General features: G+C 49.8%; 16 protein-coding genes and 1 other RNA gene. 11 read left to right on the top strand and 6 right to left on the bottom strand.

All coding sequences use genetic code 11. The features are described from left to right. Window positions 1-42: 42 nt before the first annotated feature. The 4 genes from ACFQNF_RS02055 (at window position 43) to ACFQNF_RS02040 (ending at window position 2273) form a co-directional block, all read left to right on the top strand. Complete coding sequence (locus tag ACFQNF_RS02055; protein ID WP_046352566.1) at window positions 43-303, top strand: accessory factor UbiK family protein; 261 nt, start codon at window positions 43-45, stop codon at window positions 301-303. Beyond that, window positions 300-872 carry a ribosomal protein S5-alanine N-acetyltransferase gene (rimJ, locus tag ACFQNF_RS02050; RefSeq protein WP_380185756.1) on the top strand — a complete coding sequence of 191 codons (573 nt, stop codon included), beginning with the start codon at window positions 300-302 and terminating at the stop codon, window positions 870-872. The genes ACFQNF_RS02055 and rimJ overlap by 4 nt, the downstream gene beginning before the upstream one ends. Window positions 873-995: 123 nt before the next feature. After that, on the top strand, window positions 996-1691 hold the full coding sequence (gene aqpZ / locus ACFQNF_RS02045; RefSeq protein ID WP_380185755.1) for an aquaporin Z: 696 nt from the start codon (window positions 996-998) through the stop codon (window positions 1689-1691). Between the two features lie 126 nt (window positions 1692-1817). Beyond that, entirely contained in the window at window positions 1818-2273 is a 456-nt protein-coding gene (locus ACFQNF_RS02040) for a VOC family protein (RefSeq protein WP_380185753.1), read from the top strand. 327 nt (window positions 2274-2600) lie between these two features. On the opposite strand, the gene rnpB is transcribed toward ACFQNF_RS02040, so the two are convergent. The 4 genes from rnpB to ACFQNF_RS02020 form a co-directional block, all read right to left on the bottom strand. Continuing rightward, window positions 2601-3035: RNase P RNA component class A (rnpB, locus tag ACFQNF_RS02035), an RNA gene on the bottom strand. Window positions 3036-3049: 14 nt separating this feature from the next. After that, complete coding sequence (locus ACFQNF_RS02030; protein ID WP_380185751.1) at window positions 3050-3541, bottom strand: hypothetical protein; 492 nt, start codon at window positions 3539-3541, stop codon at window positions 3050-3052. Continuing rightward, the gene (gene pyrC, locus ACFQNF_RS02025; protein WP_380185750.1) at window positions 3538-4572 is read right to left on the bottom strand and encodes a dihydroorotase; all 1035 of its coding nucleotides are present in this window, start codon (window positions 4570-4572) and stop codon (window positions 3538-3540) included. The genes ACFQNF_RS02030 and pyrC overlap by 4 nt, the downstream gene beginning before the upstream one ends. Window positions 4573-4870: 298 nt before the next feature. Continuing rightward, on the bottom strand, window positions 4871-5110 hold the full coding sequence (locus ACFQNF_RS02020) for a sulfurtransferase TusA family protein (protein ID WP_046352560.1): 240 nt from the start codon (window positions 5108-5110) through the stop codon (window positions 4871-4873). A 210-nt stretch (window positions 5111-5320) separates the two neighbouring features. On the opposite strand from ACFQNF_RS02020, the gene ACFQNF_RS02015 reads away from it, so the two are divergent. From ACFQNF_RS02015 to ACFQNF_RS01995, 5 genes are all read left to right on the top strand, one after another. After that, window positions 5321-5593: a PepSY domain-containing protein gene (locus tag ACFQNF_RS02015; RefSeq protein WP_380185749.1), complete on the top strand. Its 273-nt coding sequence runs from the start codon at window positions 5321-5323 to the stop codon at window positions 5591-5593. Between the two features lie 40 nt (window positions 5594-5633). Next, entirely contained in the window at window positions 5634-6293 is a 660-nt protein-coding gene (locus tag ACFQNF_RS02010; protein ID WP_380185748.1) for a response regulator, read from the top strand. Continuing rightward, entirely contained in the window at window positions 6290-7597 is a 1308-nt protein-coding gene (locus ACFQNF_RS02005) for an ATP-binding protein (protein WP_380185746.1), read from the top strand. The genes ACFQNF_RS02010 and ACFQNF_RS02005 overlap by 4 nt, the downstream gene beginning before the upstream one ends. A gap of 220 nt (window positions 7598-7817) precedes the next feature. After that, window positions 7818-8795, top strand: coding sequence for a cation diffusion facilitator family transporter (locus ACFQNF_RS02000; protein ID WP_380185744.1), 978 nt, complete (start codon window positions 7818-7820; stop codon window positions 8793-8795). A gap of 24 nt (window positions 8796-8819) precedes the next feature. After that, on the top strand, window positions 8820-9374 hold the full coding sequence (locus tag ACFQNF_RS01995) for a CNP1-like family protein (protein WP_380185743.1): 555 nt from the start codon (window positions 8820-8822) through the stop codon (window positions 9372-9374). A gap of 155 nt (window positions 9375-9529) precedes the next feature. Here ACFQNF_RS01995 and proB read toward each other — a convergent pair whose 3' ends face one another. Continuing rightward, entirely contained in the window at window positions 9530-10657 is a 1128-nt protein-coding gene (proB, locus tag ACFQNF_RS01990) for a glutamate 5-kinase (protein ID WP_380185741.1), read from the bottom strand. 107 nt (window positions 10658-10764) lie between these two features. Between proB and ACFQNF_RS01985 the strand changes: the two genes are divergently transcribed. Beyond that, entirely contained in the window at window positions 10765-11346 is a 582-nt protein-coding gene (locus ACFQNF_RS01985) for a protein-methionine-sulfoxide reductase heme-binding subunit MsrQ (protein WP_380185739.1), read from the top strand. A 218-nt stretch (window positions 11347-11564) separates the two neighbouring features. Here the strand turns inward: ACFQNF_RS01985 and ACFQNF_RS01980 are convergent, their stop codons facing one another. Next, window positions 11565-12788, bottom strand: coding sequence for an HD-GYP domain-containing protein (locus ACFQNF_RS01980; RefSeq protein WP_380185738.1), 1224 nt, complete (start codon window positions 12786-12788; stop codon window positions 11565-11567). A 57-nt stretch (window positions 12789-12845) separates the two neighbouring features. Here ACFQNF_RS01980 and ACFQNF_RS01975 point away from each other — a divergent pair, with 57 nt between their 5' ends. Then, window positions 12846-13187 carry a 2Fe-2S iron-sulfur cluster-binding protein gene (locus ACFQNF_RS01975; protein WP_380185736.1) on the top strand — a complete coding sequence of 114 codons (342 nt, stop codon included), beginning with the start codon at window positions 12846-12848 and terminating at the stop codon, window positions 13185-13187. Window positions 13188-13296 lie beyond the last annotated feature (109 nt).

Genomic DNA, 13296 nt, shown 5'->3' with positions numbered 1-13296 from the left:
CACCCCACAAACAGTGCCGCAACAATACATAGGATATTCAAGATGCTTAAAGATAAATTTTTTGATGAAATCGCCAGCAAAATCACCGAAGCGATTGCAGCCAGCCCAGCTAAAGATATGGAAAAAAACGCCCGCGCCATGATGGCATCGGCTTTTACCAAAATGGATTTAGTCACCCGCGAAGAATTCGAAATCCAGCAAGAAGTGCTCGCGCGCACCCGTGAAAAACTACATGAGCTGGAAGCCCGGATCAACGAGCTAGAAACCAAACTACACGCCAACAACCCCCAAGACGCACTATGATTTTTGGCCGAAAAACGCCAGAAGCATTACAAATCAATACAGAGCGCTTAAAGCTTGTGCTGGCCGAGCCTGCACAGGCCGTGGTTTGGGCAAAATTCCAGCAAGAAAACCGCCACCACCTTGCTCCTTGGGACCCACAAAGGGAGGAAGACTTTTTCACTCCTTTTGCATGGCAGCTCAGGCTAGAAAATGCTCGGCTACAATATCAGCAAGGCACAGCCATTCACTGGGCTTTGCTCGATCAGCACAGTGCTGAAATGCTGGGGCAATGTAGTTTCAGTAATATCGTGCAAGGGCCATTTATGGCTTGTCATCTTGGGTATTCTTTAGCAGCAGCGGCAGAAGGCCGGGGGCTGATGAAAGAAGCACTTGATGCAGCGATTCATCATCTGTTCAGCACCCGGGATTTACACCGGATTATGGCAAACCATCTGCCGCAGAATCTACGCAGTGCCAGACTCTTACAAAGCCTGGGGTTTGAAAAAGAAGGTTATGCTCGTTCTTACTTAAAAATTGCAGGGCAATGGCAAGATCATGTTTTAAATTCGCTGATTAATCCGACACATTAAGGAGAAAAGCGGCTTGCACCTGCGAAGCAACCAGAGTGACCTTACACACTGTACCAAGCCATATTGCAGCCTGTACCATTCGCCACTTTTAAAAATGAAAGTTTATCGAAAGGAAGCATAATAATGAATAAATATGCAGCGGAGTTTATAGGCACTTTCTGGCTGGTACTTGGTGGCTGCGGCAGCGCCGTATTAGCAGCCGCCTTCCCCGCCCTAGGGATTGGCTTTGTAGGTGTTTCTTTAGCTTTTGGTCTTACCGTACTGACAATGGCCTACGCGATAGGCCATATTTCTGGCTGCCATCTTAACCCCGCCGTTTCTATCGGCCTTTGGGCAGCCAAGCGCTTCCCGGCCAATCAGCTTATCCCTTATATCGTTGCCCAAGTTTTAGGCGGGATTGTGGCCGCAACCGTGCTGTATTTTATTGTGACCGGTAAAGCAGACTTTACGACCTTAGGTGGCTTTGCTTCAAATGGCTACGGTGACTACTCACCGGGTAAGTTTTCTATGGCCTCAGCACTGATTACCGAAGTGGTGATGACCATGATGTTTCTGATCATCATTTTGGGTGCAACAGACAAACGCGCCCCACAAGGCTTTGCACCGATCGCCATTGGCTTGGGCCTCACACTGATTCACCTGATCAGTATTCCTGTGACCAACACCTCGGTGAATCCTGCACGTAGTACCGCAGTTGCGCTATTTGCGGGTGACTTTGCTATCGGCCAACTCTGGCTATTTTGGCTGGCCCCAATTGCCGGAGCCATCTTAGGCGCCGTGATTTACCGCTTTATTGGTAGTGAAGATCAGCCTGCTTAATTAAAGCGGGTCGTGCAGCCTGTCGGACTTAAGCGATGTCCGCGAGGAAAAATCAGGCAGGCGGCTAGAGGCGCGACTTAATCCTGAGCGCGCTATGTTGAGTTACTTTTGAACAAGGATGCAGCAATGAATGCCATACCTCATGGATACCATACCGCAACGCCTTACTTAATAGTCAACGATGCAGTGAGCGCAATTAAGTTTTATAAAAGCGCCTTTAATGCCACAGAAGTGATGCGCTTAGCCGACCCAAGCGGCAAAATCGCTCACGCCGAAGTTAAAATTGGCGATTCATCCATTATGCTGGCCGACGAGCATCCTGAGATGGGCTATGTAAGCCCAGCCGCTTTAGGGAATTCGCCAGTGAGCATCATGCTGTATGTCGCAAATGTTGATGCTGCTTTTGAGCAGGCGATTAAGCACGGTGCTGTTGAGCTACGTGCAGTCAGCGATCAGTTTTATGGCGACCGGATCGGCACATTAAAAGATCCGTTTGGCCATATCTGGAGCCTTGCTACGCATATTGAGGACGTTTCCCCGGAAGAAATCGACAAGCGCTTTGCAGCGTTTTTCACTCAGTAAAACGAACCCCATAAGCGCAAAAAAGCCGATCTAGATGATAGATCGGCTTTTTTACTTTTTAGAGGTTGCGGAGCCGGCCCAGACAAACTCCGGCGTTTTGTCTGCGTCTTACACTCGCCAATCCTTCCGCCACAATGAATGATTCAAACGTAAAAAAGCCGATCTACGTATAGATCGGCTTTTTTACTTATTGGGGTTGCGGAGCCGGCCCAGACAAGTTCCGGCGTTTTGTCTGCGTCTTACACCCGCCAATCCTTCCGCCACAATGAATGATTCAGACGCAAAAAAGCCGATCTACGTATAGATCGGCTTTTTTACTTATTGGGGTTGCGGAGCCGGCCGATAAGCCGGGTTTTGTAGCCTTGAGTTACCCCAAGGTGACAGTCATTCCTCTAGGCCCAGCATTGCTACTGGGCTCGTGCAACCTACCCGTAGACTCGGCGGGCCACCTCAACGTCTACTGCTTGGTCTTGCTCCGGATGGGGTTTACCCTGCCGTCCGTGTTACCACGTCCGCGGTGCGCTCTTACCGACAAACCTTGCGGCCTGCATCCCTGACGGGAACACCTTTTCACCCTTACCTGATCCCAATCCGGCCTTGTATCAATAAAGGCTTTTAACTTGGGCCATCGGCGGTTCAGCTCTCTGTTGCACTTTCCGTCGCCTTGCAACGCCCGGTCGTTAACCGGCATCCTGCCCTATGGAGCCCGGACTTTCCTCCCCCATACCCTAAAAGTATGGCAGCGACTGTCTAGCCTGCTCCGCAGCGGCGGATTATCACACCTCTGGGGCTGCTTGTGCAAATGGCAAACCGCTTATTTGTGATAAATCACCGGCCATTTGCTGTGCTTTAGCAATTCCCCGTTGGCTGGCTGGGAAATAAGCGAACACAAAGCGACGAGTGGTTTCGCCATCTTCGCGATTAATCAGGCTAAGCCACACGCTATCCTTGCCAAAAACATTAGGCTCTTGCGTGAGCTCTACCCGCTCAAAACCACTCATGGGCTCGCTTTTTCTCCATACCGGAACAAGCCCCAACAACATGGTGCGGCGCTCCAGAATAGTGCCGTCGGTATATTGCTCGCCCGGCAGCGCCCAGAACATCAAGCCCAAGACAACCATGGAATACCAGAACACGCCAAAGAAATGATTTTCAAAGTGCACCGAATCGATCAAGGGCTGGCCCCACCAAGCGGCGGCAATCATCGCCACACCAAACATCCACCAGCCGGGTTTTGACACGGCACGGCTAACTAAAATCGTTTTCAAACCAGTTTCCAATGGATTTCTTCCCCAGCGCGTAAAGGCACAACATTGTGCTCACCCAAAGGATAGCTATGCGGCACCTGCCAGCTTTCTTTGACCAAGGTAACGGTACCAGTGTTTTCTGGCAGACCATAAAAAGCCGGGCCGTTTTTAGAGGCAAAGGCTTCAAGTAAATCAAGCGCACCGACCGATTCAAATGCTTCGGCATATAAAGCCAAGGCCGCATGGGCGGAGTAAATACCCGCGCAACCACAGGCCGCTTCCTTGGTGTGCTTGGCATGAGGTGCACTATCCGTGCCTAGGAAGAACTTTTTGCTACCGGATGTCACCGCCGCCAGAAGCGCACGGCGATGTTCTTCACGTTTTAACACCGGCAGGCAGTAATGATGCGGACGAATTCCGCCAGCAAATAAAGCATTACGATTCATCAATAAATGCTGTGGTGTAACCGTTGCCGCAATATTCTTCCCCGCCTTTAAGACATATTCAGCGGCCTGTCTGGTGGTGATATGTTCAAACACAATTTTTAATGTAGGCAGTCTTTGTTGCAGCACCATCAACACGCTATCAATAAACGCCGCTTCCCGATCAAACACATCCACCTGCGGATCGGTCACTTCACCGTGCACCAAGAATGGCAGGCCTAGCTCGGCCATTTTTTCTAAAGCAGGCATGACTTTATCGAAGTTGGTCACGCCCGAATCTGAGTTGGTCGTGGCCCCAGCAGGATAGAGCTTCACCGCTTTTACAAAGCCACTTTGCTTAGCCTTCACCACTTCTTCAGCAGTTAAATGATCGGTTAAATACAGCACCATCAGAGGATCAAACTGCACACCAGCAGGCAGCGCTTCCAGAATCCGCTGGCGATAGGCAAATGCCGCATCCACCGTCGTGACGGGTGGTTTTAAATTAGGCATCACAATCGCACGGGCGAATTCTTTAGCGGTATGCGGCAAGACAGCGGCCATTAAATCGCCATCGCGTAAATGCAGATGCCAGTCGTCGGGACGGATGATTGTGATTGATTTGCTCATATTTTGATTCTCAGTATTTGTGAAGAAATAAACGTTTTATTATTTTGCCTAACTCTTAGGATTTGGCTCGAAATAACGCCCCCAATTAACCCAACTTGTAGGGCATACTCGAAGCGTCGCTGGGCGACGGTTTTTGTCGCAAAGCGATAGCGCAGTACGCCACAGGTCACAACCTGCTTTGGAATCCGCCCAGTTCATGGCGTACTGCGCTTATCGCTGAGCGACTAACAACTGTCGCACACAGAGCTTCGAGTGCGCCCTACTTTTGCATTCAGGGTAGTTAATAAGACTGAGATCATTAGCGTTTGCGAATCAAAAACAAAAATTTATCGTCTTGCGGCCAGGTCTCGATGAGCTCGTGCCCTGTTTGGCGGCAAAAGGCGGTGAAATCGGTCGGTGTAGCGGGGTCGGTACAAATCACATGCAGCACTTCACCACTTTGCATCGTGGCAAGCGCCTTTTTAGTGCGCAGGATAGGCAATGGGCAATTGAGGCCGCTTAAATCGGCGGCTTGCTGGTGCTCTGGGCGGCTGGACATGGATGTCTCCGAGCGAAAAAGATCTATTGTAGCAAGCTCGTCAAGCCCTGCCGTTATTGCATGACTAAGAACAAAGCAACTTCAACATTTAATAATCATACTTAAATGAAAAAATCACCATCTGAGCTCAATTTAAAGCGCGCTTAAGTTTCACTTCATAGTGCTGTGGTGAAATGGCATCACTTATTCATCTTCCTCAAGGAAAACACTATGAAAATCGCCACTTTACTAGCCATTGCCACGCTTGCTGCTTCTTCTTTCAGTATGGCTGATAACTACTACTGCGCCACTCATCCTAAATCCGAATGGATCGCTGGCAGCGTGGCTCACACCAAAATTGTAGCGATGGGCTACAAGGTGAAAGAGTTTAAAGAATCTGGCAATTGTTACAAAATTGAAGGCTGGAATAAGGAAGGCCAAAAAGTAGACGTTTATTTCGATCCAAAAACCTTAGACTTAGTAAAATCTAAATTAGACGATTAATTCTCTGGCTCAAGCCAGCAAAAGGCCATCAAGGATAAATATGCGCTTACTACTGGTTGAAGACGATGCCCTCTTGGGGGACGGCATTGCCGAGGGCTTAAGCGATGCAGGCTTTGTGGTCGATTGGCTAAAAGACGGCGAATCGGCCAGGCTGGCCTTGATGACCGAGCATAGCTTTGATGGTGTAGTACTTGATATTGGCCTGCCGCGTATGGATGGCTTGCAGATTTTGGCGTGGATACGCCGTGAGCGCGGCCATTTACCGGTACTGCTGCTCACCGCCCGAGACAGCATTGAAGATCGCATCAAGGGGCTGGATGCGGGGGCGGATGATTATCTAATCAAGCCCTTTGCCTTAGGCGAGCTTTGCGCAAGAGTGCGGGCTTTAGTACGCCGTGGCTTGGGCAAGCATGATGGCGAGCTATGCTGGCAAGATCTGGTGCTTGATCCGGCCCGTCAATCGGTGCAACAAGCAGGCCAGATACTCAATCTCACGGCGATGGAATACCGACTATTGCATCTTTTAATGGCGAATCATCCACATTATTTATCGCGCCCTCAATTTGAAGAAAAGCTTTACGGTTGGCAGCAGGATATTGAAAGCAACACCCTCGATGTGCATCTCTCGCATTTACGCAAAAAGCTGAATAAAGTGGTAATACGCAATGCTCGGAATCTGGGCTGGCGATTAGAAGCATGAAGAACTGGCTGAAAAGCGCCTCGCTTGCCACGCGGCTTACCCTACTGGTACTGCTGCTTACCTCGCTCACCTGGGCCGCATTCAGCGCAGTCTTGCTCTATGAAACCCACGATGAAGTCAGTGAGCTGCTGGATAAACAGCTTTATGTTTATACCGAGCTGCTTTGGCAAAGCCTAGACGACAGCGACGATTTAAAAATCTTAATCAGTGGCAAACCCGATCACTTACCCCGCGTGGTTTTTAGCCTCTACAGCAGTGAAGGCAAGCTTTTGCTCTCCAGCAGTGAGCATGTTTTGCCCTTTCAAACCGAATATGAGAAAAAAACCCGCACCATCACGCTGGATGATCACCGCTGGGAAATCGCCGTTCGCCAAAATGATGAGAGGCAACTTATCGTGGGCGAGCCACACCAAAAGCGCGAGCAGTTGATTGATGAAATCATTGAATATTTAGGGATCACCGCCATGATTGCCTTGGCCATTCTATTGCCGCTGCTGCTCTTGGCTATTCGACAAGGATTACTGCCACTGCGTGCCGTCGATGCCGAGCTGGCCCGCCGTGCGCCCGATAATCTGGAAGCGCTCACCCTCGCCGTGCCGCGTGAAATTGCGCCGCTGCGCAACCGCCTCAATACGCTGTTTGCTCAGGTGAGCGCCACCTTAGAAAAAGAGCGTCGCTTTACCGCCGATGCGGCCCACGAGCTACGCACGCCACTGGCCGGATTACGCGTGCAAATCGAGCTAGCCCAAGGCAGCCCGCGCCCCGAAGCGCGTGAAAAAGCGCTAAAACAAGCCCTGTTAGGCGTGGATCGCAGCACCCATCTGGTCGGGCAATTGCTTGAACTCGCCCGCTTAGATTTTGCCGCCATTCAAACAGATCAAAAAGTAGATATCGTGCAGCTAGCCGAGTACGCATTACAAGATGCAGGGCTAGCCCCCGAATGCTTACACACAGAAAATACCAGCACTTGGTATGGGCACGCGGGATTACTGGCGCTGCTACTGCGCAATTTGCTCGATAATGCCAAGCGCTACACCGAAGAAAACGCAGCCATCACGATCAGGATCAATCAAAACTCCATATGCATTAGCGATAATGGCCCCGGCGTTCCTCCCGAGGTATTGGCCCGCTTAGGTGAGCGCTTTTATCGGCCTCCCGGCCAAAGCCAAACCGGTGCAGGGCTAGGATTATCGATTGTGCATCGCATTGCCGAGCTGCACCGTGCCCGCGTTACCCTTGCCAGTGATCATGGCTTTCAAGTCACAATCCGTCAGGAAAGTATTGGTCCGTCCAAATCAGGATAGGACTAGGTTTATCCATCGTGTAGAGCGTTGCCGAATGACATCAAGCATCTGTCACGCTCAGCAGCGATCATGGCTTTCAAGTCGCAGTCTGTCAGGAAAATATTGGCCCGTCCAAATCAGAATAGGACTAGGTTTATCCATCGTGTAGAGCGTTGCCGAATGACATCAAGCATCTGTCACGCTCAGCAGCGATCAAGCCTCTATTTATCAGGAAAAATAAATGCCGCATCAGCACGAACACCCGCACGATCAGCCCGGCGGGCATAACGAGCACCACGATCACACCTTTGATCATGCCCATCATCACCATAATCACGGCAAGCCTAGCTCGCAAAAAAGACTATTGCTGGCACTGATAATCACCGGTGGCTTTGGCATTGTTGAGCTGATTGGCGGCGTGATGACCGGCTCGCTGGCGCTGATTTCAGATGCGGGCCATATGTTTACCGATGCCGCCGCGCTGCTGCTGGCCCTGATTGCCAATCTCATCGGCCAGCGCCCTGCCAACTCTGCCAATTCCTACGGCTATGCGCGGGCCGAAGTCATCGGCGCACTCATCAATAGCCTGGCGATGATTGCCTTAGTGGTATGGATTGTGGTGGAAGCCGTTAGCCGCTTGCTCGATCCTCATCCCGTAAACGGCATGGGTGTGATGATTATTGCCGTGATTGGCCTGCTGGTTAATATCATTTCGGCTTGGCAGCTATCGCACGATCACGACAATCTAAATAGCCGTGCTGCGATGATTCATGTACTGGGCGATTTGCTGGGATCCGTGGCCGCGATTACCGCAGGCGCGGTGATTTACTTTACCGGCTGGCAAGCGATTGATCCGATTTTATCGGTTGTGGTTTCTATGCTGATTTTGCGCTCAACGTGGAACCTGCTGCGCCAAGCCACGCATGTGCTTATGGAAGGCGTGCCGCAACATTTAAATTTGGAAGAAATTGGTGCGGCTTTGGCTTCTGAAAAAGGCGTAGTAGAAGTCAATGATTTGCATATCTGGAATATATCAGGCGGCAAAGTGGCACTATCGGCGCATATTGTGATCGAAAAACCGGAAACCTGGCCCTTGCAGCTGCAACACATCAATCATATGCTGGGCGAGCGTTACTCTATCCAACATATTACCTTGCAGGCCACATGGTTTAGTATTCGTCCCACGCGTAGTATTCCTATTCACAAAATCCGGCATTAATTTGAATTATTTTTAAGGATAAATATGCAACGCTTTTTGCTCTTGGCCCTGCTTGCCATCCCTCTCTTGGCCAACGCCGCTGAATACAATACAAGTCGCCCAGCAGGAGTAGAGAGCGATGGCACGACGATCTCCCGCCTGCTCAAAGACACACCGCCTCCCAGACCAGAAGAAAAAGCGTTTAGCAAACCTGATCCTAAAAAACTCCAGAAATGGCAAGAATTTACTGCCAATTACGATTCCAGAATGAATCAATTTCAAGTAGCGCTGGATAGCATCGAAGTGGGCGAAGACGGAATCATTCGCTACGCAGCCGCTGTAACCAGTAAGGGCAGCCAAGTTAAAAATGTCAGCTTTGAGGGAATTGATTGCAAAACAAAACAATTTCGCAGCTACGCTTATTTAAACGGCGATCAATGGCAAGACCTCAGCCGCGATTGGGAGCTTATTGTTAAAGACAAACGTAATGGCTATCAAGCCAAGCTTGCCAAAGAGTTTTGCTGGGGCGGTGCGCCAACCACGGTAGAAAAAATCGTCGATTCGATGAGCTCGAGCGGGCCACTCAAGATTGTTCGGTAGTACAGATACTTTTCGTAGGGCGGGTGAAACCCGCCAAACTTTGGCATGAAATACTAAAAAATGGCGGGTTTCACCCGCCCTACGACAATTCAATACTTGTAACCGTACAGATTTAGGCCAGAGAGGCAAAGAGCAATCTTTGCCCTCCCCACAAACTACACGCCCATCAACACCATATTATCGCGATGAATCAGCTCTGATTCATCGATATAGCCCAAGGCCGCTTCGATCTGCCCTGTGGGTAAACGCATAATCCGGCGGGTTTCAGCAGCGCTGTAGTTCGCCAGACCGCGAGCAATTTCTACGCCACTCACATCCACGCAGCTCACCACATCACCGCGCAAGAAATCGCCAAGCGCTTCTTTTACACCAATAGGCAGCAGGCTGGAGCCTTGTAAACGTAGCGCCCGTACCGCGCCAGCATCCAAAACAACCGACCCTTTCAGTTGCAAATGATCAGCAATCCATTGCTTTTTAGCGGCGAGTGGCGTTGATTGTGCCGTTAGCTGAGTGCCAATTCGCTCGCCCCGGGCTAGGCGCGCTAATACTTCGGGTTCACGGCCACTGGCAATCACGGTCGATGCGCCGCTTCTGGCTGCGCGTTTGGCGGCAATAATCTTGGTATACATACCGCCCGTGCCCACGCTAGAGCCTGCGCCACCGGCCATATCCTCTAGGCTGGCGTCCCCTGCTTCGGCTTCTTCCACCAACTTAGCATCAGGGTTAGAGCGAGGATCGGCCGTATAAAGACCGGTTTGATCGGTTAGGATAATCAGCGCATCACCTTCGATCAGGTTAGTCACCAAAGCACCCAAGGTATCGTTATCGCCAAATTTAATTTCGGCAGTCACCACAGTATCGTTTTCATTAATGATGGGAATGACCCCGAGATTGAGCAGCGTCATCAAGGTGGAGCGGGCATTTAAATAACGGGTGCGATCGGCCAAGTCTTCATGCGTAAGCAGAATTTGCGCGGTTTTTAAGCCATAAGCGCGAAAAGCACTCTCATAAGCCTGACATAGCCCCATCTGCCCAACGGCAGCGGCGGCCTGTTTTTCATGCACCGAAGTCGGTTTTTGCGACCAGCCTAAGCGCGCCACGCCCTCGGCAATTGCGCCAGATGAGACCAGCACCACCTGTTTGCCCATTTTTGAGACTTCGGCAATTTCCTGCGCCCAGCGCAAAAGAGCGGCGTGATCTAAACCACGGCCTTCATTAGTAACCAAGCTAGAGCCAACTTTCACCACAATACGGTGCGCGGCGTGAATAATGCTCTGCGACATAGCCATTTCCTTATGCGAGGATTGGCATTATACCGATATGACCGGATGTCAGATTAAGCAGTATCAAACGACTAAACCGCTAACCCTTATTCAATGAGCTTGCCGCGATGCGTTTTAGTAAACCTCTACTCTTTATCGCCTGTCTCTTGCCACTGGCCTGGATCTTATTTGCAACAGGGCAAGCCATTAACCCGATTGAGTTTTTAACTCGGCAAACCGGCACATGGACGCTGAATTTTCTGCTGATTACCCTAGCCGTTACACCGCTACGCCGGCTTAGTAGTTATGGAAAGCTACTGCTTTACCGCCGCATGCTGGGGCTGTATGTGTTTTTTTACGCCTTTATCCACGCGCTAACGTTCTTTGTATTCGATCACGGCCTAGACCCCGCAGCCATCTGGCACGACGTGATCAAGCGCCCTTTTGTAACCATTGGATTTTTGGCTTTTGTCTTGTTGATTCCGCTGGCAGCCACGTCGAATCAAGCGGCAATCCGCAAGCTAAAACGCCAGTGGCAACGCCTGCATAAGCTGGTTTATCTAATCGCCAGCTTGGGTGTGCTGCATTATCTGTGGCTGGTAAAACGAGATTTAACAACCCCGCTTATCTATGCGGCCATCTTGGGCGTTTTATTCTTAATGCGCACGCCGATGGCAAGGCGATTGGATGGGAAGTTGAAATTTCTGTAAGCAGAGCATTAAAACCCTAAGTTCTGTAGACACAGAGCACACAGAGATGAAAAGCAGCACACCGAGAAAATCAGAAAATAATGTAGGGTGGGCAAGTTTTTATGTCCACACCCACGTAAGCTCATCGCCGCGAGAGCACGACGCCTCCCGTGCGCGCCCTAATGAGTTTTTCTCTGTGCGCTCTGTGTTCTTCCCGCTCTCTGTGTTTACAGACCTTTTTACCCTGGAGGAATCAAGAATCGGGAGATGTCGATTCCCCATTTATCTGGCGATTCATGGCCCGTGATACGGTCTGCTCCGCCCAGCCCCATGGGTTTTGATAAATCGATTTCTACAGGCGGAATATAAGTATTAGCCTTGGTGCTAAAAATAGCTTTTACCCTTGGCATTAATAAATTGCCCTCATTTTGCTCCAGCACTACGGCTAAACGACCTGATTCTAATTTCACCAGAGAGCCCACCGGATAAATACCCACGGTGCGCATAAAAGCTTGAACCAGTGCTGGATTAAAGTGGAATTTGCTCCATTCCCATAATTTTTTTAATCCTTCTGATGCAGGCATGCCTTTGTGATAGCAGCGATCCGAAGTAATAGCATCATATACATCCACCACCGAAGCCATTTGCGTTAATTGGGTAATATGTTCACCGGGTAATTTATGCGGATAGCCACTGCCATCCATACGCTCGTGATGGTGCAGGGTAATTTCCAGAGGAATATCGCCAATTGAATCAACCTTCGATAATATTTTAAAACCTTCCAAAGGATGCGAGCGCATCACTTCAAACTCTGCCTCTGTTAATCGCCCCGGTTTATTCAGGATTTCATTCGGCACCATGGTTTTGCCCGTATCGTGCAATAAGCCGCCAATACCTGCCTGACGAATTAATTCCGCAGGGAAATTCATACTTTTAGTAAAAGTCACCATCAACGTGCAAACGCTCACTGAATGCAAAAAAGTATATTCGTCTTTATCTTTAATTCCGGATAAGCCCATTAATGCGCTGCCATTGCGCAAAATAGAATCAGTAATCGCCTCAACCACTTCTTCAACATCTTCCATATGAATTGCTTTACCCATGCGGGCATCTTGCATCACCGTGCGCACCAAATTATGAGCCTGCTTATGAATGCGCTTGGCACGGCTCATTTCTTCTGTGCTTGATACCTGAATAACCGGTGCTGGCGCAGCAGCCACTCTCACCATCTCTTCCTCGATAGACGCATTCACTTCGTCTATCGTAGGCGCATGTGCGTAATCAAGGCCACGATCGGTATCGATATACACTTCATGCGCGCCAGAAGCGATGATCTTTTGTAGATCTTCATCCGTTTTAACCACAAACTGCTTACGCAAAAAGGGATGATCCATCCAGTCCACATTCAGATCATGGATGTACATACCAATCTTCAGTACTGCAATGGGGATTTTCTTGATCATGGCCGGTTACAATATAAGTTGTTCCTTCATCTTAGAACTAAGCTTAGCTGGCCGCACATGTACAAATTAACTTTCATCAACATACAAGATTCCACCCGTCTGGAATGCGATGCGAAAGCAGGCGGCATGCTCATTTCTGCCGTCAGATCATTGGTAAGCGATGGAAAATTACAACTCGCATGGCGCTGCGGTCAGGGAACCTGTGGTGCATGTAAAGTACGAATAGAGCACGCAGGCAGCGGCAAAATGGTGATGCTGGGCGGTAAAGAAAAAAACGTCATGATCCGCCATGCAGGGCTAGCTGCCGATTCCCCTCTAACAGTTCCCGACACACCCGAGCTCGTTCGGCTGGCTTGCCATATTCAAATCAACAGCGATTTAACAGTATATGTTGGATGAGAGGTACTTCTTATAAGCCAAAAAGATCTGTAGACACAGAGAACGGGAAGAGCACGGAGAACACAGAGAAAAACTAAATAAAATGGTCACAGCTCTTTGTGCTTGGCCC

Source organism: Iodobacter arcticus (assembly GCF_042664895.1).
Classification (GTDB): Bacteria; Pseudomonadota; Gammaproteobacteria; order Burkholderiales; family Chitinibacteraceae; genus Iodobacter; species Iodobacter arcticus.
The sequence above is the reverse complement of the archived record's forward strand: the minus strand, read 5'-3'. Positions and strand labels throughout refer to the sequence as shown.